Annotated in this window: 31 protein-coding genes; 12 read left to right on the plus strand and 19 right to left on the minus strand. The window is 62.4% G+C overall.

Annotated elements, in window-relative coordinates; all coding sequences use genetic code 11:
* Window positions 1–98: 98 nt before the first annotated feature.
* Complete coding sequence (locus tag BcanWU425_RS26860) at window positions 99–254, minus strand: hypothetical protein (protein ID WP_158091577.1); 156 nt, start codon at window positions 252–254, stop codon at window positions 99–101.
* Window positions 255–732: 478 nt separating this feature from the next.
* On the opposite strand from BcanWU425_RS26860, the gene BcanWU425_RS26865 reads away from it, so the two are divergent.
* The 3 genes from BcanWU425_RS26865 to BcanWU425_RS26875 all read left to right on the plus strand — a co-directional run bounded on the left by BcanWU425_RS26865 (window position 733) and on the right by BcanWU425_RS26875 (window position 2,499).
* On the plus strand, window positions 733–1,224 hold the full coding sequence (locus tag BcanWU425_RS26865) for a GreA/GreB family elongation factor (protein WP_085352291.1): 492 nt from the start codon (window positions 733–735) through the stop codon (window positions 1,222–1,224).
* Window positions 1,225–1,233: 9 nt separating this feature from the next.
* A complete protein-coding gene (gene rnk / locus BcanWU425_RS26870; protein ID WP_143273371.1) occupies window positions 1,234–1,647 on the plus strand; it encodes a nucleoside diphosphate kinase regulator in 414 nt (137 codons plus the stop codon).
* Window positions 1,648–2,304: 657 nt separating this feature from the next.
* A complete protein-coding gene (locus BcanWU425_RS26875) occupies window positions 2,305–2,499 on the plus strand; it encodes a hypothetical protein (RefSeq protein WP_026233604.1) in 195 nt (64 codons plus the stop codon).
* Between the two features lie 36 nt (window positions 2,500–2,535).
* Here BcanWU425_RS26875 and BcanWU425_RS26880 read toward each other — a convergent pair whose 3' ends face one another.
* The 4 genes from BcanWU425_RS26880 to BcanWU425_RS26895 form a co-directional block, all read right to left on the minus strand.
* Window positions 2,536–2,931 (minus strand): response regulator, encoded by a 396-nt coding sequence (locus BcanWU425_RS26880; protein ID WP_085352290.1) that lies wholly within the window; start codon window positions 2,929–2,931, stop codon window positions 2,536–2,538.
* A 263-nt stretch (window positions 2,932–3,194) separates the two neighbouring features.
* A complete protein-coding gene (locus BcanWU425_RS26885) occupies window positions 3,195–3,383 on the minus strand; it encodes a hypothetical protein (RefSeq protein ID WP_085352289.1) in 189 nt (62 codons plus the stop codon).
* Window positions 3,384–3,618: 235 nt separating this feature from the next.
* Window positions 3,619–5,580: a hybrid sensor histidine kinase/response regulator gene (locus BcanWU425_RS26890; protein WP_085352288.1), complete on the minus strand. Its 1,962-nt coding sequence runs from the start codon at window positions 5,578–5,580 to the stop codon at window positions 3,619–3,621.
* 130 nt (window positions 5,581–5,710) lie between these two features.
* Window positions 5,711–6,076 (minus strand): hypothetical protein, encoded by a 366-nt coding sequence (locus BcanWU425_RS26895; protein WP_231190996.1) that lies wholly within the window; start codon window positions 6,074–6,076, stop codon window positions 5,711–5,713.
* On the opposite strand from BcanWU425_RS26895, the gene BcanWU425_RS26900 reads away from it, so the two are divergent.
* Window positions 5,988–6,248, plus strand: a complete 261-nt coding sequence (locus BcanWU425_RS26900; RefSeq protein ID WP_083926524.1) for a DUF1127 domain-containing protein — start codon at window positions 5,988–5,990, stop codon at window positions 6,246–6,248. The genes BcanWU425_RS26895 and BcanWU425_RS26900 overlap by 89 nt on opposite strands.
* Window positions 6,249–6,361: 113 nt before the next feature.
* Here the strand turns inward: BcanWU425_RS26900 and BcanWU425_RS26905 are convergent, their stop codons facing one another.
* The 7 genes from BcanWU425_RS26905 to BcanWU425_RS26930 form a co-directional block, all read right to left on the minus strand.
* On the minus strand, window positions 6,362–6,862 hold the full coding sequence (locus BcanWU425_RS26905; protein ID WP_026233603.1) for a GlcG/HbpS family heme-binding protein: 501 nt from the start codon (window positions 6,860–6,862) through the stop codon (window positions 6,362–6,364).
* Window positions 6,863–6,891: 29 nt separating this feature from the next.
* A complete protein-coding gene (locus tag BcanWU425_RS26910) occupies window positions 6,892–7,485 on the minus strand; it encodes a hypothetical protein (RefSeq protein WP_039800453.1) in 594 nt (197 codons plus the stop codon).
* A gap of 221 nt (window positions 7,486–7,706) precedes the next feature.
* Complete coding sequence (locus tag BcanWU425_RS26915; RefSeq protein WP_204510701.1) at window positions 7,707–8,468, minus strand: sulfite exporter TauE/SafE family protein; 762 nt, start codon at window positions 8,466–8,468, stop codon at window positions 7,707–7,709.
* A 90-nt stretch (window positions 8,469–8,558) separates the two neighbouring features.
* Entirely contained in the window at window positions 8,559–8,693 is a 135-nt protein-coding gene (locus BcanWU425_RS37460; protein WP_268738913.1) for a hypothetical protein, read from the minus strand.
* Window positions 8,694–9,094: 401 nt separating this feature from the next.
* On the minus strand, window positions 9,095–9,406 hold the full coding sequence (locus BcanWU425_RS26920; protein ID WP_231188696.1) for a conotoxin: 312 nt from the start codon (window positions 9,404–9,406) through the stop codon (window positions 9,095–9,097).
* Window positions 9,407–9,559: 153 nt separating this feature from the next.
* Window positions 9,560–10,468: a DUF1259 domain-containing protein gene (locus BcanWU425_RS26925; protein ID WP_094183500.1), complete on the minus strand. Its 909-nt coding sequence runs from the start codon at window positions 10,466–10,468 to the stop codon at window positions 9,560–9,562.
* 16 nt (window positions 10,469–10,484) lie between these two features.
* A complete protein-coding gene (locus tag BcanWU425_RS26930) occupies window positions 10,485–10,718 on the minus strand; it encodes a hypothetical protein (protein ID WP_026233600.1) in 234 nt (77 codons plus the stop codon).
* A 480-nt stretch (window positions 10,719–11,198) separates the two neighbouring features.
* Between BcanWU425_RS26930 and BcanWU425_RS26935 the strand changes: the two genes are divergently transcribed.
* The 3 genes from BcanWU425_RS26935 to BcanWU425_RS26945 are packed head-to-tail and all read left to right on the plus strand — an operon-like array spanning window position 11,199 to window position 13,630.
* Window positions 11,199–12,233: a Cj0069 family protein gene (locus tag BcanWU425_RS26935; RefSeq protein ID WP_204510700.1), complete on the plus strand. Its 1,035-nt coding sequence runs from the start codon at window positions 11,199–11,201 to the stop codon at window positions 12,231–12,233.
* 3 nt (window positions 12,234–12,236) lie between these two features.
* Window positions 12,237–12,833, plus strand: coding sequence for an ABC transporter ATP-binding protein (locus BcanWU425_RS26940; RefSeq protein ID WP_085395539.1), 597 nt, complete (start codon window positions 12,237–12,239; stop codon window positions 12,831–12,833).
* Window positions 12,830–13,630 (plus strand): ABC transporter permease, encoded by an 801-nt coding sequence (locus BcanWU425_RS26945; protein WP_204510699.1) that lies wholly within the window; start codon window positions 12,830–12,832, stop codon window positions 13,628–13,630. Before BcanWU425_RS26940 ends, BcanWU425_RS26945 begins: the two co-directional genes overlap by 4 nt.
* A gap of 12 nt (window positions 13,631–13,642) precedes the next feature.
* Here the strand turns inward: BcanWU425_RS26945 and BcanWU425_RS26950 are convergent, their stop codons facing one another.
* The 3 genes from BcanWU425_RS26950 to BcanWU425_RS26960 all read right to left on the minus strand — a co-directional run bounded on the left by BcanWU425_RS26950 (window position 13,643) and on the right by BcanWU425_RS26960 (window position 16,676).
* Entirely contained in the window at window positions 13,643–14,824 is a 1,182-nt protein-coding gene (locus tag BcanWU425_RS26950) for an MFS transporter (RefSeq protein WP_204513912.1), read from the minus strand.
* A gap of 115 nt (window positions 14,825–14,939) precedes the next feature.
* Window positions 14,940–16,307 carry an NAD(P)-binding domain-containing protein gene (locus BcanWU425_RS26955; protein ID WP_204510698.1) on the minus strand — a complete coding sequence of 456 codons (1,368 nt, stop codon included), beginning with the start codon at window positions 16,305–16,307 and terminating at the stop codon, window positions 14,940–14,942.
* A gap of 51 nt (window positions 16,308–16,358) precedes the next feature.
* Window positions 16,359–16,676: an ArsR/SmtB family transcription factor gene (locus tag BcanWU425_RS26960; RefSeq protein ID WP_018458504.1), complete on the minus strand. Its 318-nt coding sequence runs from the start codon at window positions 16,674–16,676 to the stop codon at window positions 16,359–16,361.
* Between the two features lie 126 nt (window positions 16,677–16,802).
* Here BcanWU425_RS26960 and BcanWU425_RS26965 point away from each other — a divergent pair, with 126 nt between their 5' ends.
* Genes BcanWU425_RS26965 through arsC form a run of 3 tightly spaced genes read left to right on the plus strand, consistent with a single transcriptional unit; the run spans window position 16,803 to window position 18,260 of the window.
* The gene (locus BcanWU425_RS26965) at window positions 16,803–17,165 is read left to right on the plus strand and encodes an ArsR/SmtB family transcription factor (protein WP_204510697.1); all 363 of its coding nucleotides are present in this window, start codon (window positions 16,803–16,805) and stop codon (window positions 17,163–17,165) included.
* Window positions 17,158–17,862 (plus strand): aquaporin, encoded by a 705-nt coding sequence (locus tag BcanWU425_RS26970; RefSeq protein ID WP_204510696.1) that lies wholly within the window; start codon window positions 17,158–17,160, stop codon window positions 17,860–17,862. The genes BcanWU425_RS26965 and BcanWU425_RS26970 overlap by 8 nt, the downstream gene beginning before the upstream one ends.
* Window positions 17,859–18,260 carry an arsenate reductase (glutaredoxin) gene (gene arsC, locus BcanWU425_RS26975; RefSeq protein WP_204510695.1) on the plus strand — a complete coding sequence of 134 codons (402 nt, stop codon included), beginning with the start codon at window positions 17,859–17,861 and terminating at the stop codon, window positions 18,258–18,260. The genes BcanWU425_RS26970 and arsC overlap by 4 nt, the downstream gene beginning before the upstream one ends.
* Before the next feature lie 34 nt (window positions 18,261–18,294).
* Here the strand turns inward: arsC and BcanWU425_RS26980 are convergent, their stop codons facing one another.
* From BcanWU425_RS26980 to BcanWU425_RS26995, 4 genes are all read right to left on the minus strand, one after another.
* Window positions 18,295–19,674 (minus strand): carbohydrate porin, encoded by a 1,380-nt coding sequence (locus tag BcanWU425_RS26980; protein ID WP_204513911.1) that lies wholly within the window; start codon window positions 19,672–19,674, stop codon window positions 18,295–18,297.
* Window positions 19,675–19,851: 177 nt separating this feature from the next.
* Window positions 19,852–20,829, minus strand: coding sequence for a tripartite tricarboxylate transporter substrate binding protein (locus tag BcanWU425_RS26985; RefSeq protein WP_204510694.1), 978 nt, complete (start codon window positions 20,827–20,829; stop codon window positions 19,852–19,854).
* Window positions 20,830–20,904: 75 nt separating this feature from the next.
* Window positions 20,905–21,810, minus strand: coding sequence for a VOC family protein (locus BcanWU425_RS26990; RefSeq protein ID WP_085395560.1), 906 nt, complete (start codon window positions 21,808–21,810; stop codon window positions 20,905–20,907).
* A 16-nt stretch (window positions 21,811–21,826) separates the two neighbouring features.
* The gene (locus BcanWU425_RS26995; protein WP_018458497.1) at window positions 21,827–22,819 is read right to left on the minus strand and encodes a zinc-dependent alcohol dehydrogenase family protein; all 993 of its coding nucleotides are present in this window, start codon (window positions 22,817–22,819) and stop codon (window positions 21,827–21,829) included.
* A gap of 112 nt (window positions 22,820–22,931) precedes the next feature.
* Here BcanWU425_RS26995 and BcanWU425_RS27000 point away from each other — a divergent pair, with 112 nt between their 5' ends.
* Both BcanWU425_RS27000 and BcanWU425_RS27005 read left to right on the plus strand, forming a co-directional pair.
* Window positions 22,932–23,633, plus strand: coding sequence for a GntR family transcriptional regulator (locus BcanWU425_RS27000; RefSeq protein WP_018458496.1), 702 nt, complete (start codon window positions 22,932–22,934; stop codon window positions 23,631–23,633).
* A gap of 93 nt (window positions 23,634–23,726) precedes the next feature.
* Entirely contained in the window at window positions 23,727–24,590 is an 864-nt protein-coding gene (locus BcanWU425_RS27005; protein WP_204510693.1) for a fumarylacetoacetate hydrolase family protein, read from the plus strand.

The raw sequence follows: 24,590 nt of genomic DNA on the forward strand, positions 1-24,590 counted from the left end.
AGGCGGATCGATATCTCCACTGCTAGATTTTAGCGCCATTGTGATGGTTTGGCCGGAAACCGCCATTCCGGCGGACACTGGCTCCGCGATTGAGCGGTTCAGATCCAGTGTGGAAGGGTGCCAGTCGCGGCGGCAACGACGGCGGCGAGAGCGCCCAGCAACGCACAGAATCCGCAGAGCGCGATCCCCCGCCAGCCACTCATCTCGACCGGCTCGGTGTCCTCAGCTGGGCTGACCTCGGAGCGGTATCGCATGTCATGGCGCCCGTTCAGTGTTCCATCGCCAGGTGCAAGCGATCGATGCCGACTATAATAATGGTTCTGTAGAACTACGGCTCACATTCACGTCAAACCGCCGCCCGGGGCCTACCGGTGCGACAAGAGCGATCGCCTGCAGCAACGTCAGCCTGTCCATCCCACGCGGTGTAATCTTCGACGCACGTTCTTGCGCAGCTGGGTAGACCCGCGTGCTTGTTCGATGTCTCACTTCAATGACGCTCCTTGTCTCCTCTCGATATTTCGCGTGCACAGGTGCTGTGCGGTTTCGTCGCAATGTTTCCAGGGAAATGAACCACTATAGTCAGAGCATCATGGCTTATGTCATCGACATTGATGCGCGCACCGCGCGTTTTGCTCTTCACGCCGGCCGCCTCCAAGCAGGCGGTTAGCCGGGCGGTGTTCGCGCCGTCCGGGCTCTTTTCCAGCTTTCGTGACCTCCACTCGAGAGGTCGTCTTGAAGCAGAAGGAGTGCGCCGTGCTGCCTCTTCCAAAAATTGCACTGACCTCATCAGACTATCCGCGGCTCGAACAGCTCGCCCGGCTCGCCGTCCAAAAAGGAGATTTGGACGGGATATTCCTCATGGGCGAAATCAACCGCGCCGATATCGTCGCGGACGAAACGGACAACGTCCGTCCTTTCGTGACGATCGGATCATGGGTCACCCATTGCACGAATTGGGGCGCTCCGCGTCGCACCGTGCAACTGGTCTGGCCTGAGGAGTGCTGGTCGGATCCCGCCTGCATTTCGGTGTTGACCCCGCTGGGTACAGCTTTGATCGGACTGCGGGTCGGCGATCAGATGCCGTACTTCGTCGCCGGATGTCTGAATGTCGTCAGGGTCCAAAGCCTGACCCCATCGGATTCAAAGGTCGTCCCATTCTTCCGGAGAGGGCCGACGCGGTCAGGCAACCCATTCGATGACGACCCCGGACCAACTGCAGCATAGGAGCGACCAATGCGCAATTTCGAAGCTGAGAGCCGGCGAGAACAGCCGGCGTTGCCGCCGATCAAGATTACTGAGGACGAATCACGGCGCCTCAGTTCCTTGGCCAATTCGAGCATGGATCTGTTTCCGCGAGTGGCCCATTTTCTGGCTCGAGAGATGGAACGTGCCACGGTGACGGACGAGAACAACTTGCGAGGCGTGATCAGGATGGGATCGAAAGTGACCTATCGCGATGACGAGACGGGTGCGAGCCGAGAGATCGTGCTGGTCTATCCGCATGAGGCAAACATCGAGCTCAGTCGGATCTCGGTCCTGACGCCTGTTGGAGCGGCCTTGATCGGCCTATCGCCGGGACAGCGGATCGACTTCGAGACGCCCCACAAGCGCACCAGGGGCCTGACCGTTCTCGCTGTGTCCGAATAAGGCGCGTACGTTAAGTCAGACCGAGCATCGCCGTCTTGCGATGTGGGCGCGTAGTCCCGAGGACGTCGCGCCCGGATCTGGCCCTTCGTATGAATTCGACAGCGCACACGCCTTGGTTTCGTAGCGCTGTGGATCACCGCGCCTCTCACTATTGCAGGACTGGTCGCCCAACGACTCTGCGCGGCTTCGATCCATCATAGTGAGTTTGCAACGCGGTGTGCCCCCCCAGAGGACCGGGGCTCAGGGGTCGTAAAAGTCGTTCACGAGGACGTCTCAAGTCGCGGCCGTGCGGTTGATCTACACACTCGCTCTTTGGAAAAGGACAGGAACATTCCTGCGATTGCCAAGTTTTCCCGATGCCCTTCCCCAAGGGCGACCCCGAGTGGCCCCAGCTCCATGCCCCCAATAGCCCCGCGAGCTGGGGCCCGTTTTTTTTCGAAATTTGGGCTGATAACGGGAACCAAGAACCACTTCTTTGGTTGGGCATCATTCGCAACCGCACCTCAAATAACGTGGTGCCGACACACGAAGGACCTCAGCTGGCCCAGCCCCGAGCTGAAGCCCTTCTTGTGTCGTGCGCGCATTTTTAAGCCGAATTCGGAACGAATATTCGACCCTTGAATCATTCCACGTCAGCTAAGTGTCGGATGTCCAACCGTGTCGCGCTTAAATCAGTTCGCCCGTGAGGCCGCAGCGGCATTGCTGCGCATGGCAAAAACAACAAAAAATCCCACGGTCGCTGCTGGCTTGGTCCAGCGTGCGGCAGACCTGAAAGACCGCACTGGCGAGCTTCCTGCCATTGATGTCGAGGCCATGGCCGAAGAGCCGCCCAAGCCCTTGACGAAGAACTAAGGCTGCCTCGGTCGGAGAAGGCTTCGTCCACTCCCCTCAGGACTGAGCGGGCGGAGTTCCGGTATTCAGAAGTTGAGCTACGGCGGTCACGATTTGCGCAGGTGCAAATGGCTTGGTCAGCAAGATGCTGTTGGGCACGCCGTGGGCGGGCCATTGATCGGCCGCCGCGCCTGTCATGTAAATCACAGAGATGTCCGGATTTAGCTCCCTGGCGCGATGGCCGACTTGCCAGCCATCGAGCTTTCCGAACAAATTTATATCGGTAACGAGTGCGCGATACTTGGTTTGGTTGCCCTGCAGAAGACTAACTGCATCCTCCCCGCTGACGGCGACTTCGGCTTCAAAGCCGCCATCTGACAATGCGTCGGCCACCATGTCGCGGATAAGCTGTTCGTCTTCGACGACGAGGATAGTAACTCCCGTCCCTTGCATGCTGGCCCCCTGCGCACCCGCTGTGCGATCGGGAAGGAACTCGCGATAAAGAGTTATGTTCCATTTTGAACACAGGGAGCAAGGGTCCCCCGCCCAACGGATGTCAGCTCGACTTCAGGAGTGCAGCTTCTTGCGCAACTTCCCGATCAATTCGCGAAAGCCCGCGACATACTCTTGGAGGATGCGCCACCGGGCCTCGTCGCCCTCGCTGACCAGCCGCACGGCCGCAGGCGGCCCTGATCCAGATCGATCTTTTAACTCTCTCAGGGCTGCGGCGGGTCTTCTGGCGGGCTTGGTGGCGGCAGTCCATATTCCAAGGCGCGCTTTGCCGCCAGCTTTCTGTAAGCCGCCGCCTGGTTCAACAGCTGAGTTTTGAAGGTCGAATCCTGCTCGCCCGCCGCCAATTTCTCCAGACTGACGGCACGCTCCAGGTATTCGTTCAACAGTTTCATCGCCGCCCCCGGCTTTTTTCGGACCCTTAAAAATCTCACGGCGCGAAAAAAGGTCAAGCGGGGAAGTCCGGCTACCGATCCACTCCCTCAGGATGAGCGCAGTATGGGAATCCTGGTGCCCGTTGAGGCACCAGGCAGTCAGGGAAGGGATAACGGCTAAGGCCCAGAGAACGGACGGTGCTACGGTGGCCGCCGCCGGCCAGCGGTCAGGATAGTACCGCTGGTCAGACCCTGGTCATTCAAACTGATCCAGAATCTCTCGCACCTTCAGCGCCAGTTTTGCTTGCGAGATTGGCTTCTCCAGCAGGTTGACACCTTCATCAAGCCTTCCCTGATGGACCACGGCATTACGCGAATAGCCCGTCATGTACAGGATCTTCAGTCCCGGTCTAATTTGATGCGCGCGCCTGCCGAGCTCGCGACCATTGATCCCCGGCATGACCACGTCAGTGAGAAGAAGGTCCACCTTCGAATCGTCTTGCAGGAGAATGGTCAGAGCGGCCTGAGCGCTGCGGGCCGAGAGGACGCGATAGTTGAGATCCCGCAGGACGTCAGAAATATAGACGCGCAGATCCTCATCGTCCTCGACGACGAGAACGGTCTCGGATAGCTCACCCTCGGCAATTTCCTCAGGTGCGATTTCTTCGGGCCGTGTGCTTCCGGAGAAGCGCGGAAAGTACATCTTGATGGTGGTGCCCTGCCCCACCTCGCTGTAGATTTTTGCGTGGCCTCCGGATTGCTTGACGAAGCCGTAGACCTGGCTCAGGCCAAGGCCGGTGCCGTGGCCCGGCTCCTTTGTCGTAAAGAAGGGCTCAAAAGCGTGACTGAGAACGTCCCGCGACATTCCGCCTCCGGTGTCAGTCACGCAAATGGCGACGTACTGACCGGGCGCCAGTTCAGGATTGAGCCGGCAGTAATCATCGTCGGCGGAGATGTTGGCTGCTTCCAAAGTCAGCTTTCCGCCGTCGGGCATGGCGTCACGAGCGTTGATTGCCAGGTTGACGATGGCTGACTCCAGATGATTGGCGTCGGCTTCGATTTCCCAAAGACCCGCACTTCCGACGGTCTGGACTTCGATGCGCTCTCCGAGCGTGCGCTGAAGGAATTCCTGCAGGCCATTGACGTAGTTGTTTACGTTGATTGGCTTGGGATCGAGCGCTTGTCGGCGCGAAAATGCCAACAAGCGACTGGTTAACGCCGCGGCTCTCTGTGCGCCGCGCTTCGCGTTTGCGAGCGCCCGGTTCAGATTGGCTCCGGGCGCCTTGGCGTGCCGCTCAGCTGTTTCGAGATTGCCAAGGACGATCATGAGCAGATTGTTGAAGTCGTGCGCGATGCCACCGCTGAGTTGCCCCACCGCTTCCAGCTTTTGGGATGCGGCGAGTTGCTCCTGAACGTGCTTGAGCTCGTCCTCGGCGCGCTTCCGGTCCGTAACGTCGCGCGTGACTTTGGCGAACCCGACAATGTTTCCGGCCTCGTCCGTGATGCGATCGATGATGACGGACGCCCAGAAGCGGGAGCCGTCTTTTCGCAGGCGCCAGCCTTCCGCCTCGAAGCGACCATGCTCCGCCGCCTCTGAAAGCGCACGCTTGGGCACACCGAGTTCGATGTCTTCGGGCGTGTAAAAAGCGCTAAAATGCTGACCGATGATCTCCGGCGGCGCGTAGCCCTTGATCCGCTCTGCTCCGGGATTCCAGGTTGTCACGTTGCCGAGTGGGTCGAGCTGAAAGATCGCGTAATCGACCACCGCCTCGATTAGCTGGCGATAGCGCCGCTCACTATTGAGAAGCTCTTCATGGGCTTCCTGACGTTCGGTAACATCTCGCGTGACCTTGGCGAAGCCGATCACTTCACCGGCTTGATTGCGGACGGCATCGATGATGACCGATGCCCAGAAACGGCTTCCGTCCTTGCGGACTCTCCATCCTTCGGCACTGAAGCGGCCTTCTCGTGCTGCGACGCTCAAGGCGCGCTCTGGAAGCCCATTGGCGCGATCATCTGGCGTGTAGAAGGATGCGAACGACTTGCCGATGATTTCGTCAGGCGAGTAGCCCTTCAACCGCTGGGCACCGGAGTTCCAGCTGCGGACTGTGCCGTCGAGGTCGATCATGTAGATCGCGTAATCAACGATTGCGTCGATGAGCAGTTGAAGACGCGCAGTATCGTCGATCCCGTCAAGTTTTGACTGATGGGCTTGCAAATGGTCGACTCCGGTGTCGGGGGAGACCGTTTAACCGCGAAGGCTTTTTATTGTTCCGTGGTGCTGCTTCGTGCGCTGCATGCCTCTTCGGGATCTGGATCTCAGTTGCACCACTGAGGGAGCGAGGATCTTAACCATCAGGCGGCGCTCCGATCAGTGCTCCTCGGTCGGATACACTCATTTGCAGGGTGTGATGCTCCGCGTTGCGGTCAGCTTGATCCAGTGGACGGGCGGCGCCGAACGTTCCTTTCAGCATGACCGGCACTCCAGCGACGCCTCCAGCTTCCAGATCAGCGGATCGCTTGTGCGGCAGAGACGAGCATGATAGAAAAGGCCATCGGGTCAAACACAACCGCCCGACCAGCTTTCGAGCCAAGCGTTGTTTCGCTCCATTATGGAGGTGAAACATGTCTTGCGACAGCACCACTGGCTCAATCGGCACATCCAGCGCAGCCTTCGTTCCTTCTCCAAGCCCTGCATGGTTCTGGAAACTCACGCTCGCGCTGCTGGACGGCATCACACGGCGCCGCCAATACGACGAGCTTCTCGAACTGGATGACCGGCTTCTCGCGGACATCGGCTTATCGAGAACAATCGTTGGGGAAGCTCGACGGTGTTACTTCTCAGGTTGGCGCGACAAATCGGATATTGTCGATTCCTGTCGGTGAGCGCCCCACACCTGCGCGTGCGAACGCGGCGCGTCTGCTTGTCCCTGTGGATCAGACGGCCGCCAGGCTCGTGAAAGGCCGAAGGACTTTTTGACCGCGATGTTGGCGTCTTCTCAGAAGTCCAGCTTGTCGCGTATGGCATCAATTCCGGCTTTCGCGCACGCTTCGTCCGCGTCACCGCCCGGCGCGCCGGACACGCCGACCGCTCCGACCAGGGAGCCGCCGGCTTCAACGATCAGTCCTCCGGCAATGACGACCGCTCCGGGAAGGTTGCGAATGCCCGCCTGCATCATCCCCGGCTGGCTGATCGCATTGAGCTCGGTCGTGCTGGTCTTGAACGAGGCTGCTGTCCACGCCTTGCCTGCTGCCGTCGAGGGCGTGTGAGGGCCTGCAAAGCGATCGCGCAACATCACTTGCGTGACGCCGAAGCGATCGACGACGGCAACTGCAACCTGGTATCCACGGGTGCGGCAGTTCGCCAACGCAGCGCGCGCAAGATCGAGCGCCAGTTCTGGACCGAGCGATTTGTAGGCGACCAGACCTTCCTCCGCCCGTACTGGGCAGATGGACGCAATCAGCAGGGCCGTCGCGACCGACAGGCATCGAACGTTCATGGCAATCTCCGGCATAGGTGACCAAAGGCCTATTTGCTCTCACCATATGTCAGATCATCGAACAGGGTCACGCTATCTGCCTTGGTCCACAGGCCGATCATGCCCGCGTCCGGAATGGTGGCGTCTTCCACCTCGAACAATTGCTTTCCGTCATAGCTCACCTTGAACCGACTTCCTGCAAAGTCGCAGCGCAGCAGGTGCCATTGCCCGGACGACACCGGCGCGCTGACGCCATAGCCGCCTCTGCGACCCACGATCTCGAGCGACATTCGAACGCCATTGATCGTCTTGTAGAGAACGACATTGTCCTCCAGCGCGTTAGCCCGGACCACGTAGTAATTGTCGGCATCCTTCGCACGCCAAATGACTCCCGCGGCGCGATCCTCGGAGCCGGCAACGGCCTTGAATTTCACCTCGACGAAGCCGTCACGGATGGACGTATCGCGCTTGATGGCGAGGGGAAACGTCGCCCGTCCGGATTGCTTGAGAACGTTCGGCTTGCTTGGCGCCGTAGCCTCGGCCTCGACGGTCCATTTCGGCTGTCCCTTGCCGGTCATCGTCAAAGTCCACCCGTCGGGCGAAGTTCCGACAGCAGCGCTGTCGAAATTCAGGGTCTCGGCCATGGCATTTCCTCCCATCAACAAAGCCAGCATGGATGGCAGCGCAAGCCTGGCCCATGCAGAAGATTGAATTCGCGCGCGGCCTGCCGCGCTCGATCTGCACTCATCACTCATCGGAGAATGCGAGGAGGCCCCCGTGAAGACGCGGCGCGTCTTCGGATCGAACGCGGCGTGATCGAAATCGCTGTTCAGTCCGTTCGGGATGGCGATGACGCCCAGTCGCTTCAATAGCATGATGCCCGATCAGCGGAAAAAGGGAGGGTCGAGACGACCAGCGAGAGCCCCGCCAACAGCAACAGTGCCAACACAGCCTTGCGAAAGGTCTCGTCCTGGATGGTCCCGAACATCTTGAAGCCGGACCAAAGGCCGGCGACCATGAAGGGAACGCCCAACGCGTACAGCACCAGTGTTTCCCTGGTAATGGAGCCGGCCGCTGCCTGGGACAAGGAGATGACCACGAAGGCGATGAACAGCACCGGCTGAAACACGGCCCGCTGCAAATCCTTCGGCCAACCGCGCCATTGGCACGATATCGTGGAGATCACGCCGCCGAGCCCCGTCAACCCGCCAAGCATCCCATTCGAGATGCCTATTGCGATGTCTGCTCCGGTGCCGATTCTCATGGGCGCGAACACAGGGCGCGCCAAGCCGTAAATGGAGTAAATCATCAACAACACACCGACTCCGAACCTCAGATAGAGGGGATTGAGATAGACGAGAATTTCAACGCCAATCGGAATGCCGATGACTGTTCCAAGCGCGAGAGGCCATGCCTTGCGCAGATCCAGGACATGTCGCAGCCTATAAATGCCGTAGCCTTGGGTGAGCAGACCGTACCCCGCGATCAAAGTGGCGGTCTGGATCGGCGTGATGATGTGCAGCCAGACACCAGAGACGACCAGGCCCATCGCGAAGCCAGAGAAGCCGCTGACGAAGCCACCGGCAAGGGCGGCAAGAGCAAAGATAGCGAAGCCAAGTGCGTCCATATGATCGTCCAGGGATCGAGGTGGCGAGCGCTTGGATGGGACTCCATCTCACGGGGAGGTCTCGGTATCCCCGAATCGTCAGTTGTTATGTCAGATGCTTCTCTCGCCCATCGAATAGCTTCGAAGCGTGCCGTCCTGGTCGTAGACGAAGCGATAATGGACTTCGTCCGACATGCCGCGGATTCGACTCGGGTCGCACGACAGCGGCTTCATGACGCAGGACATGGCAGTCCTCCATTGAGATCACGGATGAATTTCGAGTTGGATGGTTCACGATCGCTGCCGCCCGGCAGAGTCCGTCGGCACGGTGATCCCACCGCCGACAGCGAGGCCCTGGTGGGCGCGAAACGGATAAAGGGGCTTGGAGAGGGGATCGGAAAACGGAAGACATGCAGCGTCCTTGTCGAAACCGGGACGCGATTCTTGGGCATGTCGCCTCACGGGGAGATCGCTTCCCCGTGAGGCAAATATTACGCGCCGGTCGAATTTGTCAATGCCGTCGAAGCTTTGTTTCTAACCACTAGACGGCGCGGATCCGACCAAGCTTCTCGTCACCTGCTGGTGCTCGTGAACGTGTCACCCATATATGTCGCTGTCGGCTTGGACCGCAGATGATTGATTTTGGCTCAACGGCGCTCGGCGTTGTCAGGCCGGGCCCGCCAATCACGTCCCACCGTTTGATGATCCTGATCCGATTGATCGGCTCGGCCGGCGCGATCGCCATCGGTGCCGCCTTGCGCCTTCCAATCACGTTCGATCTTAACGTCTTCGGCGTTCTTCCTGTCTTGGTCTCGGGCCTGTTCAGCTTGCTCGGGAGTTCGATCCGGCTGCACCGGAACGGTCGCCTGCGCCTGACGTGCAGGAGCCGTCTCGTCGGCGCGTGAGGGACTGAGCGTACAAGACAGCAATACTGCCGCGGTGATCACTAGGACACGCATGCCTACCTCCTCCGTTCGTAGAACGGTAACGACCGATACAAGCTTGGGTTCGGAACGGTCGGAGCCGTTTCAGTGCTGCAATGCGATACTTGCGCGTAAATTTGGCCAGCTCGCATTTCACCGAACCTCTTCGCGCGCAGCTCCCGCCTCGCATCAGCTCTTCGTGCTCGCCGTCTTGTCGAGCGCCGCGCGCAGGCCCTCCGCAAGCTTGACGGCATCATCGTTGGCCCAGAAGTGCATGAAGAAGAGCCGAGGCTGTTCGTCCAGCATGTGGCTGTGCAGCGCGGTCACCTCAATGCCGCGCGTCCGAAGCGCGAGGATAACCGGGTTCACTTCGTCGCTGGTCAGCACGAAGTCGCCCGTAATGGCCGCCCTACCCGCGCCCGTCGGCTGGAAGTTGATGGCGATTGCGACGCCCATGGCGGCGACGGGGGTCAACAGCATGCCGTCCTCCGTGATGGGGTCGCGCCGCTTCACGTTGAACTGGTAGACGCCGCCGTTCGCCTGCCCCTTGACGCCGATGATCTGGTCGAGCTTCGCCGTGTCGAGGTCGATGGCGGGCGGCGGATTCGCCGGCGCCGTGACCGTCAGCGGGGTCTTGCTTTCGGCCAGGGCATCATGGATCGCCGCGGCCAGCTTGACCGGGTCGCCATGTCCGGCGACGTGCATGTAGAACGTCGCCGGGCTCGCACGCAGCAGATGATTGTGCACGGCGGTGATCTCGAGCCCGCTCGCGATCATCTTCGCCATCACCGGATTGATCTCGGTTTCGAGCAGCACAAGATCGCCCATGACCATGGCGCCGCTATGCGCAGGCTTGAACGCGATCCAGCCACCGAGCGCCAGCGCCGGCTTGATCGCGACGCCGTCCAATGTCACGGAGAGATCGGTGCGGGGAAAGCCGTAACGGCGGACGTCGTCCGAGACGGCGGGCTTGCGGCCCAGGGTCTCGTCCACCTTCTGCCAGTCGGCATCCTGGGCATATGCCGGGATGAAGGGGCCGAAGCGAAATGCAAGAAGGCAGACGCCAATGCCGACCACGGCCCAGATGATTCTTTTCATCGTGCTACTCCTCGGCTTAGTTTCGCTCTTTAACCCGACCACTGCTGTCGACGACCAGCGTCACCGCCTTGCCGTTCTTCACCGCCTTGGCGGTGACGCCTTCAGCCGTCGACTTGATATCGCTGACTTGCGCGTAGCCGGCCGCCTGGATCTTGGCGACCAACTCCTCCTGTGTCAGAGCGTGCGCGCTCGACAGCACGCCCGCGATCGCAAGCAACAGGACCGTGCGGAAGATTGCTCGTGTTCGCATGATCATTCTCCTGGTCTTGTCCTGCCCCAAGTGAAGTCCGTTTCGCGATCTTCCCCTACTCGGTGCCAACACGGCGCAACAGGCCGCGGGCATCAATGCGCACAGCGATGCGACCGGCGCGGACGCCGTGCCGAGAAATCGAGCCAGTCTGCTGGATGCAATCGAGGAAAGTATGATGACATGGTGCGCCCTTGGTGATCAGGACGCGATGCTTGGGCATGTCGCCTCACGGGGAGATCGCACATCCCCGAACCCAAGTAAAAACCCGAGGGCGGCGGCTGTCAACGGGCGTAGGCTTCGGGCGGCCCACCGAAGTCGCCGACGAACGTCACAAAGAATTCACCGCTCCGCGGAACCGCGCCAGCCATGTCTTGAAACTCGCGGACGGCCCCGCTAGTGTCCTTTGCGTGGGGACAAAGCAGACTCCCCGTGAGGCCTCGGTCCAAGCTCTGCGCAGCACGCCATTCGTGGAGCTTGCGCATGGACATCGAACGACACCCTTCTCATCGACACACCGTCGCCATCCTCTCACGCGGAGACGCTGCCGCGCGGCGGGATGCGACGGCGCAAAACAGCCGCTTCGTACACGTCTTCGAAGCACTCGCCGCCGTCGGCATTGAAGCCCAGCCGGCGATCTATGATGAAAGCTTCGCCGAGGACGTTCGTGAACAATTGCTCGCGATTGACGGCGTGCTGGTCTGGGTCAACCCCATTCAAGACCGTCGAGATCGCGCTGGTCTCGACGCATTGCTGCGGGACGTCGCGGCTCAGGGCGTGTGGGTCAGCGCTCATCCCGATGTCATCCTCAAGATGGGCACCAAGGAGGTACTCTATCGTACCCGCTCGATGGGCTGGGGATGCGACACGGCGTTATATCAAAGCGCCGAGGCCATGCGCGCCGAGTTGCCGACACGGCTCGCCGCTGGTCCGCGCGTGATCAAGCGCAACCGGGGCAATGGCGGCCAAGGCGTCTGGAAGGTCGAGAGTCTGCCGACCTCCTCCATGATAAAGGTGCTGGACGCGACGAAAGACGCGCCCGAGGAACTGACGCTGGATGATTTTCTCCGTCGTTGCGCGGAGTATTTCGAGAACGGCAGCGTGATCGACCAACCATTCCAGCCTCGCTTAAGCGAAGGCGTGGTGCGTTGCTACATGGCGGGCGATCGCTGTGCCGGCTTCGGCTATCACAAGGTCAAAGCCCTGGTCGACTCGCCGGCCGCCCGTTCCGAGGCCGGACCGCGCCTCTACACCTCGAACGCAGAGCCGCGTTTCCAGCGGCTGCGTCGGTTGATGGAAGACGAGTGGACGCCCCAGCTGACGTCGTTGCTGGATATTGCGCGACTTGACCTGCCTGCGATTTGGGACGCCGACTTCATGCTTGGTCCGGTCCTTCCCGACGGGACCGACAGCTATGTCCTCGGCGAGATCAATGTCAGCTCGGTGCATCCTTATCCGGACGAGGCGCCGGCGGAGATCGCGAGGCGAGTTGCCGATCGGCTCCGGCGCAAGCTTTGACACATGCTGACGGTCCGCGCGCTCAAGCGCTTGCACCTCTCCGTTTCATTCGACTTGCAGGACGGCGAATGCGTCGCCCTGCAAGGGCCTTCTGGCGCCGGGAAGACCCAGCTCCTTCGCTCGATCGCGGACCTCGATCCCAACGAAGGAATGGTCGAACTGGACGGAACGCTCAGGGAGGCCATGCCCGCTCCGGCTTGGCGCAAGCGGGTGACCTACCTCGCTGCCGAGCCGGGCTGGTGGTCAGACATCGTGCAAGATCACTTCAGCTGCTGGGATGATGCCTTACCGCTGGTCATGAGACTGGGGTTGCCGTGCAGTTGCGGTCCCTGGCCGGTCCAAAGGCTGTCGACCGGCGAGCGACAACGGCTGGGGCTGGTGCGGGCGCTGATGCTGCGGTCGCGGGTTCTTCTCCTGGACGAGCCGACATCGGCCCTCGATTCGGCATCGACGGCGGCAGTGGAATCTTTGATCGCGGAACGCATTTCGAACGGAACGAGTGTCGTCTGGAGCACTCACGACAACGCCCAGGCCTGCCGCGTCGGGTCGAGGGTCCTTGTGATGAATGCCGACGGCGGGATCGAGGACAATCGGCCGTGAGTTACATTCACTTGGCATACGGCGATTTGGTTCTGCCCGCGCTCCTTGTCGTCATGGACGGCGCTCTCTCGCTCGCTCTCCGCCTCAAGCTTGAAAAGCAGCTGGCCATCGCCACCGTGCGGATGGTGCTTCAGCTGGTGCTCGTTGGATACGTATTGACGTTCCTGTTTGCCGCGGTCTCGCCGCTCTGGACCGCCCTCGCCGCCGTCATCATGGTTCTCTTCGCGTCACGGGAAATCGTCGCTCGGCAAAAGCGACGCCTGCCGGGTATCTGGAGCTATGGCTTAGGAGCGGGATGCATGCTGCTGGCGGCCGGTACCGTCACGATGTTCGCGCTTCTGACGGAGCTACGCCCGGATCCGTGGTATCATCCGCGCTATGCGCTGCCATTGTTGGGCATGATCCTGGGCAACACCATGACGGGAATAAGCCTGGGCCTGGACGTGCTGACGAATACACTGGTGCGCGAACGAGCCGCCGTCGAAGCTTGCCTTGCTCTTGGCGGTACCCGGTATCAGGCGTTGCTGCCGGTCCTGCGGGACGCATTGAGAAGCGGCTTCACGCCAATCATGAACAGCATGGCTGCGATCGGCCTTGTCTCTTTGCCGGGGATGATGACCGGTCAAATCCTTGCAGGCGTCGAACCGATCGACGCCGTCAAGTATCAACTCTTGATCATGTTCTTGATCGCCGGCGGGACGGGATTGGGGACGCTCGCCGCCGTGATGGGAGGCGCTCGCCTTCTGACCGATCATCGGCATCGATTGCGCCTCGATCGATTTTCCACCGCCGAGTAGAATTGCGCGACCTCATATCGACTTCGCCCCACCAGGCTGCACCTTCCGCGCCCACAGCAGCGCCAGCGGCCCCAGTGCAATCCCGACCGCGAGGACGCTGAACGCCAAGAGCCAGCCGGTCGCGCTCTGCGGGCCGCCGGCTGCATCGAGGGCGGCGCCGGTGCCCCAGGCGCCGACCGCCGACAGGCCGAAGCCGACCGTCGAATGCAGAGCCAGGGTCGCGCCGCGATGTTCGGACACAGCCGCGGCCGACATGCCGGCGGTCAATGCGCCCGAATCCGCCGGCACGGTCAGGCCATAGACGAGCAGCAGCAGTGCCAGCACCCATGCCGGCGCTGTCGCGTTGAGGCCGATGACCAGCGCGACGCAAGCCGACGCGATCATCACGACCGTGATCGCGCGATGGCGCCCGAATTTCAGCGCGGCCTCGTTGCCGAGGATGCTGGCCGGCATCGAGATCACCGCAAAGCAGAAGCTCAGCACGACGGGGCTCAACCACGACGGGGCGCCTTGATGGGCGACGACGAAGGTCCAAAACCCGACCAGCCAGGTGCGGATGCCGTAGAGCTCGAAGCAATGGGCGCCGTAGCCGAAGATGTATCCGAGCGCCTCGCGATTGGCGAAGACGGGCGCGAAGTTGAGCAGACGCCCCGCCTTCGGCGCGGGCCGCTGCTCCTGCATCAGAAGACACGCGAGGACCATCGCGATCGGACCGAAGCCGGTGACAAGAAAGGCGGTCCGCCATCCCCAACGGTCGGCGATCAGCTGCGCGACCAGGAACGAGAGGCCGACGCCGACCGAGAAGCTCGACGTGTACAGCGTGACGGCGCGCGAGGTATCGCCGGCGGGAAGCCGATCCGTCAGCGCCTTCAGGCCCGGCATGTAGGCGCCGGCAAATCCAAGCCCTCCCAGGGACCAGATCGCGGTCGCGGACCAAAACCCTTGCGCGAAGATTCCGAACGCTACGGTCGCCAGCCCGCTGACGATCGAGCCCCAGAGCAGGACGAGCCGTGCGTCGATCCGGTCGGTCAATGTCGTCAGCACGGGCACGGCGAGCATGTAGCCGAACGCGTAACCGCTCGCCATCAAGCCGCCTTCGGCCGCCGAGAGGCCCCACGCCGGCATCAGATGCTGCGCCAGATTGGCGGATAGCGTCACGTGCGGCAGCAGATTGCCGACCTGGCCGATGCACATCACCGCGATCAGAGACCGGCCGCTCAAGTTACGAATGCTGTCCTCCCGCCCCCACGCCGAAACGGCGCACGAACCACAATGGATAACTCTCCGGCATCAGCTGCAAGAACCGACTTCATAAACAACCGCACCCCGAAGCGCCGGCCTTCTTTGCTGCTTCGTCGGCGGCGCAACAGGCCGTTGATTCCTGCTTCGCCGGCCCACCGCAACATCCTGATACGGCGCCGGCGGCTTCGACGCCGCCGCGCGTGCAGACGCCGGTCTCCGGTAGCACGAGCTCCACCCTTGCGGCGGCTTTCTTGTCGCCGGCGAGATCGGCCGCAATCGAGCGCACCTGCTCATATCCTGTCATCATGAGAAAGGTTGGCGCGCGACCATACGACTTCATGCCCGCCATGTAGAAGCCCGGCTCTTCGTGCGCGAGCTCGCGGGCGCCGTGCGGGCGCACGGTGCCGCAGCTATGCTCGTTAGGATCGATCAGCGGCGCCAGGGCGACCGGCGCCTCGATAGCGGGATCGAGCCGCAGGCGCAATTCGGACAGGAACGAAAAATCGGGACGAAAGCCGGTCGAGACGATCAGCTCGTCCACGATCACGCTCCGTCCGCTGCAACCCGAGCCGGCCGCGATCTCGAGGCGGCCCTCGGTCTCAGCCAGATGCGTGACGCCGAATTCGGTTTCCACCCTGATCTTGCCGGAGGCAACGAGCGCAGCGAACGCACTGCCGAGCTCTCCGCGTGCAGCGAGCTTGTCAGTCCGGCCGCCACCAAACGCCTTGGCGGGATCGGCGGCGCGCAACAGCCAGATAGCTTGCGTCCCCGGCACTTCCTCGGCGAGATGCACGAGATCGATCAGTGTGCCCACCGCGGAGTGGCCAGCGCCGAGCACCGCAACGGTCCTCCCGGCATATCTGGCGCGACCGGCCCCCCGGACATCGGGCATGCCATAGGCAATGTGGCCTGCGCATTCGTGTTCACCGATTGCGGGCAGACCGTTACCTCCGGCGGGATTGGGAGAGAACCATGTGCCTGATGTATCGATCACGGCATCGGCGCGCAGCACTTCGGGACCTTTGCCGTTCTGGTAGCGAATTTCGAACGGCGCCTGCTCACGCCCTTTCGTCTTCGCCTTGTCGAAACCGACGCGGCTAATGGCCGAGACGCGACTGGATGTCCGGATCAGCTCGCGCAGCGGCGTTCGCGTCGCAAGCGGCGTCAGATATCGATCGAGCAGTTCGCCACCGGTTGGATAGGAGCCCGGGTCCGGCGAATTCCATCCCGTCGGCGCGAGCAGGCGCGCCGCGGCCTTGTCGATATTGTATTCCCACGGCGAGAACAGCTGGACATGCTGCCACTGGCGCACCGCGTGCCCCGCTTCGGATCCTGCCTCCAGAACGATGGGTGACATGCCACGCTCCAGGACGTGCGCAGCTGCTGCGAGGCCGACAGGCCCTGCCCCGATGATGGCGACCGTCTTAGCGTTCATTCGGCTCCTCCCATACTTCTAGAATCATCGAACAATACTAGCCAAAAAAGATCACGCCGCCGTTTGCGTCGTCTTGCATCCGACTTCGTCTGCGCAGCACTCCGCCGCCAGGAAATCGACCAGACCCCGCATCGCGTCGAAGTTTGCGTGGCAAATCAGAGTCGTCGATTCCCGGACCTGGCTGACGAGCCCGACCGAGACCAGGGTCTTGATGTGATGCGACAGGGTCGACGCCGGTACCTTCAGCTTGTCCTGCAAGCGACCGACGGGCATGCCGGAGTGCCCGGCCCGGACCAGGGCCCGGTAGATCTGGAGTCGCGTCCGGTTACCCAGAGCTTCGAGGCGTGCTGCTGCGTCGTCGATCTTCATGGCCTCACAATGCACCCGCTGGTCCGTGCCGTCAACCGTATTTCTAGAATATTCGAAATACTGGGGCCGGTGACGCGCTTCGGATTCAGATTGACGGAGCCGCCATACTTCCATAGGTCTGGATATATGGAAACCGAAGAAGCCGTCCTGGCCCTCGCCGCCCTGGCCCAGTCGACCCGTCTTGAGGCCTTCCGGACGCTGGTCCGGCACGAGCCTGATGGTCTCGCTGCGGGCGATCTTGCCCGGCTGTTGGAGGTTCCCCAGAACACGCTCTCGGCGCATCTGTCGATCCTGACGCGGGCACGCCTCGTCACCTCCGAGCGGCGCAGCCGCTCGATCGTCTACCGCGCCAACCTTGCCGAATTCCGCGACGTTGCGGTCTTCCTGCTGCGGGATTGCTGCGGCGGGCGGCCGGAAGTTTGCGAGCCGGTCGTCGAAACCCTGCAAGCCTGCTGCAAGCCGAGACGAAGGGAGCGGAGCCGTGCCTGATCAATTCGATCTTCCGCGTCGCCTCGCGGCCGAGGCGCTCGGCACGGGCATTCTCGTCGCCACCGTGGTCGGCTCCGGCATCATGGCGGAGACGCTGACCAAGGATGTCGCGCTTGCGCTTCTCTGCAACACGTTGCCGACCGGCGCCATTCTGGTCGTCCTGATCACCGTGCTCGGACCGATCTCCGGCGCGCACTTCAATCCGGCCGTCACGCTGGTCTTCACCGGCAAGCGCGAGCTACCGGTGAACGACGCCGCACTTTACGTCGTCGCGCAGGTTGCCGGCGGCATCGCGGGAACGATGGCGGCGCATCTGATGTTCGGACTGCCGTTGATCGACCTCTCGGCGAAGATACGAACCGGGGGACCGCAATGGTTCGCCGAAGCCGTCGCCGCCTTCGGTCTGGTCGCGACGATCGTCGCGGGCATCCGTTTCCAGCGGGCGGCCGTCCCCTGGCTGGTCGGCCTGTACATCACGGCGGCCTATTGGTTCACGGCCTCGACCTCGTTCGCCAATCCGGCCGTGGCTATCGCGAGGTCATTGACCAACACGTTCGCGGGCATACGTCCCACCGACCTGCCCGGATTCATTCTCGCGGAGCTCTGCGGAGCCTTTGCCGCCATGCTGTTGATGAACTGGCTGCTCGGACCGCCCCAGGCGCGAGGCCCCATCCCAATCGCGGAGACTACCTTATGAGCGTCACGATCTATCACAACCCCGCCTGCGGCACCTCGCGCAACACGCTGGCGATGATCCGGCAAAGCGGCGTCGAGCCCGACGTGATCGAATATCTGAAGACGCCGCCGTCCCGCGAAAAGCTCGTCGAGCTCGTCAAGGCCCTCGGCATCTCCGTTCGCGCGCTGCTGCGGGAAAAAGGCACGCCCTTCAAGGAGCTCGGCCTCCACGACCCCAAATGGTCGGACGACGAGCTGATCGACCAGATGCTCGCGCACCCCATCCTGATCAACCGTCCAATCGTGGTGACGCCCAAGGGCACACGCTTGTGCCGGCCCTCGGAAGCCGTCATCGATCTCCTGGACAATCCCGTCGGCCGGTTCGTGAAGGAGGATGGCGAGGTGGTCGAGGCGCGATGATTGCCGACATGGCCTCACTCGCGTTTGCCTCGACTTAAAATTTAAGGGTCGTGCGCAATCCGAAAACCGAGGCATTGCGCAATGCCCGTCCCGGCAGCGGACTAGCCGGAGCCGTCGCGCCGCCACCGGGATGGACGATGTATTGAAAGTTCGGCTGAACGGTCCAGCCATCCTTGATCTGGTATTGATAGACGGCCGTGAGCAGCCCCTCGAAGCTTCGCACCGGCCAGCGCGGATCGACGAACCTGGCATAATCGGCGTCGAGCGTCTGGGCCCTTTTTGAGACATGCGCATATCCGGCGGCAATGCCGAACTTGTCGTCGGGGCGTGCATTGCTGAGCCCGATGAGCTCGACGCCGCCATCTGCATAGACATCGACCAGATTGCGGTCAGCCGGCGCGCCGGACACGCGTGCGAAAATGCCGATGCCGCGATCGTCGCTGTTCGGCACCCGATAAATCTGCTGCTCGAAGACCGCCCAGGCTCCAATATCGCCCGACAAGAGCCGCGGTTCCCCGCTGCTCGTTGGCGCGGCCAGCGAGACGCCGTTGGATGCGAAGCGCTGATCCCCGAACGATCCGAAATGACGCCAGCCACCGACCTTGAACTGGCCGGTCAAGTTCGGGTCACCCTTCCTGTTATTCCAGGCATATTGAACCTGGCCGAGCAGAAGCGGCGGATCGTTGACCCGGAAATTGACGCCATACCGGTTACGCTCCTGCGGATCGCCGGAACCGGGCCCGGCCTGGTCGCCGTCGAAAATCGCGCCAAGGACGGACAACTGGTCCGTCACGTTCCACAGGAGGCGCGCGCCCACGGCCGCCAAGGGCGGCGACGGCCCGCCGCTTGGCAAAGCAAGCGACGTGATCGCCGGCCAACCCATCGAGGCGTTGGTGAACACATCCGTGTACTTGGTATTGAAGAACTCGCTGTCGGCCGCCAGCTGCCCGAGCTTGAGCGATAGTTTCTTGTCGCCCCACTGCTTCTCGAAATAGGCCTCGTAGAGTCGCGTCGAGGGCAACGCTTCGATCCCGCTGACGACGAAGAAATTCTGCAGATTCGAGCGCGAGAGGCCTTCGCCGTGGATCTGAAACATGTTGGCGTGAAAGGTCAGCTTGTCGATGCCGACGAGTTTTTCGAAATCCAGATCGACGGCGAGATTGAGCCTGCCTTCGTAGACCGCACCTTTCTTCAGACCGCCGGTCGGATTTCCGAGCACCTCGCCGATATAGGTGGCCGCAAACTTCACCCCGTACTTTTGCCAGGGGTTCGGCAGCAGCCCGAGCGTTTTCTCCTCGACCGTGCTCTCGCCTGTATCGGGATCGGCAGGCTTGTCGTCGTCGGTTTTCTTGTCTTCCTGAGCCGCGGACTGGGCAGCCGCGACCAGGCAAGCCGCAACGATCAACGCCCGCATCGAATACCTGATTGCTCTGGCGGCCACGCTCACCTCCCGAGCGATCAATGACGCACGCCGCTGCCCGACATTCAAGCGGGCCGTCGAACAATGTGCGCCGGCGCGGAAATCCGATTCGCGCGCTGTTAACTACCGCATGCGCGAGGCGGTACTATGTTCACTTTTGCACTTCGACCATCAGATCTTCGGGATCTTCGCCCGCTCCACCACGCCGATCCATTTGCTGATCTCGGTCTCGATCAGCGTCTTCATCTCCTCCGGCGAGCTGCCGCGAACCTCGCCGCCGACGGCGGTCTCCAGGCGCTGCTTGAGGTCGGGATCCTTGAGAGCGTCCAGCGTCGCCGCATTGAGTGCGGCGATGATGCCGGGCGGCGTTCCCTTCGGGGCCAGCAGGCCGGCCCAGGTGCGCACGTCATATCCCTTGATACCGGCTTCCTGAACCGTCGGCACGTCGGGCAACAATGCGGTGCGCGCCGGCGAGGTCACCGCCAGGCCGCGGATCGCACCGCCCTGGATCTGCGAGGCGAGCAGGACGGGGGTGCCGACGATCACCGGAACCTCTCCGCCGAGCAGCGCGGTGACGGATTGGGAATCGCCGCGATAGGGCACGTGCACGATCTCGATGCCGGCGGCTGCGTTCAACAGCTCTCCTGCGAGATGGTGCGTGCTGCCGAAACCGACCGATCCAAAGCTGAGCGCACCGGGCTTCTGCTTTGCCATGGCGACGAGCTCGCCCAGCGATTTTGCCGGGTAGTCGCTACGCACGGCAATGACGAGCGCGTAATAGACCAGCGTCGAGATCATCTCGAAGCTCTCGGCCGGCTGGTAGGCGAGGCTCTTGTAGGTCGCCGCGGAAATGGCGTGAGCGCCGGTGACGAGCCCGATCGTGTAGCCGTCGGCCGCCGCTTTCGCAATGGCATCCGCGGCGATGTTGCCGCCGGCACCGGGCTTGGCCTCGACGATGATCGGTTGTCCGAGCTTTTTCGAGAGCCCGTCGGCGATGATGCGCGACAGCGTGTCGGCCGCCCCGCCCGCGGCAAATCCGTGCAGCAGGCGGATCGGGCGCGATGGATAATTCTCCGCCGACGCCGAAGTGGTTGCGAAAAAACCGCCAAACAGAAAAATCGCCGCAGCAAGCCGCTTCATCCGTTGCATGGATGCGTCCTCCCTTTTGGTTGTTCTATCGTTGGCCGCGACGAGGCGGCGTTTCTTCAACTCGCGTTTGATCCGCTAGCGGGCGAACTCCGTGCATTCAGGCGATGGCGGCATGCCCCAGACATCGCGCGGCAGGCCGACCCAGACTTTTGGCCGCTGCGGTCGGTCGCGATGCCAGGGACGCGGCTCGAAATAGCCGAGCGCCTCGTCGGTCATGCGGTCGAGATCGAAGAACAGCTCGACCACATGCCCGTCGGGATTGCGGTGGTAGATCGCGGTGTTGTGCCCGGGGCCATGACGCACCGGCCCCCAGAGAACCGGCAGCTTGTGCCGCGCGAGATGATCGCAGGCCTCGTGCATGTGGGCGGCACCACGCAGCTCGAACGCGACATGATGCAGGCCACGGACGGGCGCGCGGGCGAAGTTCAGCGTGTGATGTTCGAAGCCGCTGCGCATGAACACGAAGCGATCCTCGATCCAGTCGGAGACGCGCAGGCCCATCATGTTCGCGTAGAACTCCGAGGCCGCGCGCGGATCGGGCGTAGCAAGCGCGACATGGCCGATCTTGCTGACGGCAAGCGCTCCGATCCGCTCCTGCGCGGGCGTCGGCGTCCAGCCCTGGATCAACTCGAAGCGCGTTCCTTCGGGATCGCTGAACGACAGCAGCCTGGAAACGCCAGGCAGGGGATCGCTCTGAAGTTCGGGCCGCAGATCGGCCTGCTTCAGCGCCGCGCCGAGCGTCTCGATCTGGACATCGGGAGCTATCTCGAAGGCGATGCTCGTCAGCGCCGCGTGGCCGGGTTCGATCACCAGCGAAAGCTGCTCGGCATCGTTGGCGAGGAAGATGCGGTTGCCGTCGCGGCCGACGAGGCCAAGACCGATCACGGCGCGGTAATAGTCGAGCAACCGCTCGGGATCTGGCGAGGCAAAGCTCGCGTGCCGGAGCCGGGTGAAGCGTGCAATGGGTGCTTGTGTCGTCATCGTGCGATCCACCCCCTCATGGCGTCATGATGATCTTGCCGAGCGCGGAGCCCTGCTCGAGCAGCGTGTGGGCCTGCCTGACCTCGTCGAGCTTCAGGACCGCCGAGATCGCCGGCTTGATCGCATTGCGGCTCAGCGCGTCAATCACATTGCGCATGAGCGCGCGACGCCCGTCGCGATCGTGGTCGTAGATATGAAAGGAGAAGCAGCGTATCGCCGGGCAGATGTCGAGATGGTCGCGCATCGCCGCCATCAGGTTTTCTTCCGGCAACCCGGCGAAGGCGTTGTACGACAGCAGCGTCCCCCATTTGCCGAGCGCGCCGAGATAGCCGGTGAACTCAGGCCCACAAACGTGATCGAGCACGAGGCCGACGCCCTCGCCCTTCGTCAGCTCGCGGGTCCGCGCCACCACGTCTTCGCGGCGGTAGAAGATGATCTCATCGGCGCCGTTGCCCCGCGCGAATGCGGCCTTCTCCTCGGTGGAGACCGTGCCGATGACATTCATCTGTGCGAGCTTGGCAAGCTGTACCAGCGCGGTGCCGACACCACCCGCCGCCCCGATCACCAGCACGCTCGCCGGTGCGCGCGGATGGCGGCACTCGTGCAGCAGCGCGTAAGCGACCTGGTAGTTCGACAGGCACACGGCCGCCTGCAGATCGACATTGTCGGGCAGCACATGAATGGCGTCCGCAGGCGCGACCACATAGTCGGCGTAGCAGCCGCCGCGCTGCGACAGGTCGCGTGCGCTCAGCAGCACCTTCTGGCCGATCGCAAGCCCCTCGACGCCGGACCCGAGCGCGGCGATGCGGCCGGCGACGTCGTTGCCCGGATTGGCCGGCAGTGGCGGCATCCATTTGTAGACGCCACGCCGGATCAGCACATCGGGCTGCCCAACGCCGAACGCTTCGGCGCGAATCTGCACCTGGCCTGGTCCGGGCACAGGCACCGGAAGCTCAACCAATTCGAGTGCATCCGGCCCACCCGGCTGACGCACCAGCACCGCTCTCATGATGTCACACGCCTCCCCAGCTATATTTTCGAAAATCATAACGTTTACGAAAATTATTGCAAGATGGTCGTTGGCGCGGCATGTTGAGCCATCGATTCAAATGACAGAAATCATGTCCGAAAGCGCCATTCGCTCCCGCAAGGAATTCGGCAAGACCGTTGCCGCCGACATCACCCATCGGCTGCGCGAGGAGATCATTGCCTGCGGCCTGGCGCCGGGCGAGCCGCTGCGATTCGACGTCCTGCGCGAACGATTCGGCGTAAGTTTCACGACGCTGCGCGAGGCGCTGACGGCGCTTACCGCCGAAGGCCTGGTCGACGCGCAGGAGCAGCGCGGATTTCGGGTGGCGCCGGTCAGCCGCCAGGACCTGGTGGAAGTCACCGATGCCCGGGTGCTGATCGAGGTGGAATTGATCCGCCGCGCGATCGAGCGGGGCGACGACGACTGGGAAATCGCCGTCATCTCGACCCTGCACAGATTGAAGCGAATCGAGCAGCGCGATCCGGAACATCCGCTGCGCGATCCCGAATGGAAGATCGCCCACCGCCAATTCCACCAGGCGCTGGTGTCCGCCTGCGGCTCCGCGACACTCCTCGCCATTCGCGCCGATCTGTTCGATCGCGCCGAGCGCTATCGGCACCTTTCGGCCAATTTCCGCCCCCGCCCGCGCGACAAGGCCGGCGAGCACCAGGCGATCATGCAAGCCGCCATCTCGCGCAATCCGGATCTCGCGGTGCAGCTGATCGAGGCGCATATCCGCACGACCGCCGACAACGTGGCGACCTACGCCGCGCATCTGCTCGATACCGAATAGGCGGCAACGGCTTTTTATCGTCGCGGGCTTGCGCCTCGCCTGATTTTCGAAAATAATAGGCAAGATCGAAAATGCCAACCTTTGAGGCGTACCATGAAGCTGCTGTCGTTCTTGGACGGGAATCGGGAGAGCTGGGGCGCCGTTGCCGAGAATGGCGTGGTGGATCTCGGTCGCGCCCTGCCCCAGTATCCTGTTCTCGCGGACTTCCTCGGCAGCGACGACTATGCGGGGCGCGAGGCCATCGTCGCCGGGCACAAGCCCACAATGGCGCTCAGTGACGTCAAATATCTGCCGGTGATCCCGCGTCCGGAGAAGATCGTCTGCGCCGTGCGCAATTATCTCGACCACCACAATGAAGCCGTGGCGTTCGGGATGAAGCGCGAGATCACGGAATTTCCGCCGATCTTCCTCCGGGTCTGGCGCTCCCAGGTCGCGCACAACGCGCCGGTGATCCGGCCGAAAGTCTCGGACAATTTCGACTGGGAGGGCGAGCTTGCCGTGGTCATCGGCAAGAGCGGCCGTCACATCAGCCAGGCCGACGCCTGGGATCACGTGGCGGGCTATTCGATCTACAACGACGTCAGCGTGCGCGACTGGCAGCGTCACGCCCAGCAGATCGCCTCCGGCAAGAACTTCGTCGGCACCGGCCCGTTCGGACCATGGCTGGTGACGCCGGACGAGATCGGCGATCCCACCAAATTGAAGCTCGAGACGCGCGTCAACGGCGCGGTGGTGCAGTCGTCCGACACCTCGATGCTGATCTTCTCGATTCCGCGGCTGATCGAGTACAGCTCGACCATCTTCGACCTCGTCCCCGGCGACGTTATCGCCACCGGCACGCCGGCCGGCGTCGGCTTCACTCGCAAGCCGCCTGTTTTCCTCACGCCCGGCGATGTGGTCGAGGTCGAGATCGAGAACATCGGCGTGCTGCGCAATCCCGTCGTCGACGAAGCATAG

This window comes from Bradyrhizobium sp. WU425 (genome assembly GCF_021052305.1).
In the GTDB taxonomy this organism is placed as follows: Bacteria; Pseudomonadota; Alphaproteobacteria; order Rhizobiales; family Xanthobacteraceae; genus Bradyrhizobium; species Bradyrhizobium canariense_D.

Excerpts from the sequence above, each read along its gene's own strand:
- BcanWU425_RS26860 (WP_158091577.1), bottom strand. The coding sequence starts at position 254 with ATGCGATACCGCTCCGAGGTCAGCCCAGCTGAGGACACCGAGCCGGTC.
- rnk (WP_143273371.1), top strand. The coding sequence starts at position 1,234 with ATGCGCAATTTCGAAGCTGAGAGCCGGCGAGAACAGCCGGCGTTGCCG.
- BcanWU425_RS26880 (WP_085352290.1), bottom strand. The coding sequence starts at position 2,931 with ATGCAAGGGACGGGAGTTACTATCCTCGTCGTCGAAGACGAACAGCTT.
- BcanWU425_RS26885 (WP_085352289.1), bottom strand. The coding sequence starts at position 3,383 with ATGAAACTGTTGAACGAATACCTGGAGCGTGCCGTCAGTCTGGAGAAA.
- BcanWU425_RS26900 (WP_083926524.1), top strand. The coding sequence starts at position 5,988 with ATGTCTTGCGACAGCACCACTGGCTCAATCGGCACATCCAGCGCAGCC.
- BcanWU425_RS26905 (WP_026233603.1), bottom strand. The coding sequence starts at position 6,862 with ATGAACGTTCGATGCCTGTCGGTCGCGACGGCCCTGCTGATTGCGTCC.
- BcanWU425_RS26910 (WP_039800453.1), bottom strand. The coding sequence starts at position 7,485 with ATGGCCGAGACCCTGAATTTCGACAGCGCTGCTGTCGGAACTTCGCCC.
- BcanWU425_RS26915 (WP_204510701.1), bottom strand. The coding sequence starts at position 8,468 with ATGGACGCACTTGGCTTCGCTATCTTTGCTCTTGCCGCCCTTGCCGGT.
- BcanWU425_RS37460 (WP_268738913.1), bottom strand. The coding sequence starts at position 8,693 with ATGTCCTGCGTCATGAAGCCGCTGTCGTGCGACCCGAGTCGAATCCGC.
- BcanWU425_RS26920 (WP_231188696.1), bottom strand. The coding sequence starts at position 9,406 with ATGCGTGTCCTAGTGATCACCGCGGCAGTATTGCTGTCTTGTACGCTC.
- BcanWU425_RS26925 (WP_094183500.1), bottom strand. The coding sequence starts at position 10,468 with ATGAAAAGAATCATCTGGGCCGTGGTCGGCATTGGCGTCTGCCTTCTT.
- BcanWU425_RS26930 (WP_026233600.1), bottom strand. The coding sequence starts at position 10,718 with ATGCGAACACGAGCAATCTTCCGCACGGTCCTGTTGCTTGCGATCGCG.
- BcanWU425_RS26935 (WP_204510700.1), top strand. The coding sequence starts at position 11,199 with ATGGACATCGAACGACACCCTTCTCATCGACACACCGTCGCCATCCTC.
- BcanWU425_RS26940 (WP_085395539.1), top strand. The coding sequence starts at position 12,237 with ATGCTGACGGTCCGCGCGCTCAAGCGCTTGCACCTCTCCGTTTCATTC.
- BcanWU425_RS26950 (WP_204513912.1), bottom strand. The coding sequence starts at position 14,824 with ATGTGCATCGGCCAGGTCGGCAATCTGCTGCCGCACGTGACGCTATCC.
- BcanWU425_RS26955 (WP_204510698.1), bottom strand. The coding sequence starts at position 16,307 with ATGAACGCTAAGACGGTCGCCATCATCGGGGCAGGGCCTGTCGGCCTC.
- BcanWU425_RS26960 (WP_018458504.1), bottom strand. The coding sequence starts at position 16,676 with ATGAAGATCGACGACGCAGCAGCACGCCTCGAAGCTCTGGGTAACCGG.
- BcanWU425_RS26965 (WP_204510697.1), top strand. The coding sequence starts at position 16,803 with ATGGAAACCGAAGAAGCCGTCCTGGCCCTCGCCGCCCTGGCCCAGTCG.
- arsC (WP_204510695.1), top strand. The coding sequence starts at position 17,859 with ATGAGCGTCACGATCTATCACAACCCCGCCTGCGGCACCTCGCGCAAC.
- BcanWU425_RS26980 (WP_204513911.1), bottom strand. The coding sequence starts at position 19,674 with ATGCGGGCGTTGATCGTTGCGGCTTGCCTGGTCGCGGCTGCCCAGTCC.
- BcanWU425_RS26985 (WP_204510694.1), bottom strand. The coding sequence starts at position 20,829 with ATGCAACGGATGAAGCGGCTTGCTGCGGCGATTTTTCTGTTTGGCGGT.
- BcanWU425_RS26990 (WP_085395560.1), bottom strand. The coding sequence starts at position 21,810 with ATGACGACACAAGCACCCATTGCACGCTTCACCCGGCTCCGGCACGCG.
- BcanWU425_RS26995 (WP_018458497.1), bottom strand. The coding sequence starts at position 22,819 with ATGAGAGCGGTGCTGGTGCGTCAGCCGGGTGGGCCGGATGCACTCGAA.
- BcanWU425_RS27000 (WP_018458496.1), top strand. The coding sequence starts at position 22,932 with ATGTCCGAAAGCGCCATTCGCTCCCGCAAGGAATTCGGCAAGACCGTT.
- BcanWU425_RS27005 (WP_204510693.1), top strand. The coding sequence starts at position 23,727 with ATGAAGCTGCTGTCGTTCTTGGACGGGAATCGGGAGAGCTGGGGCGCC.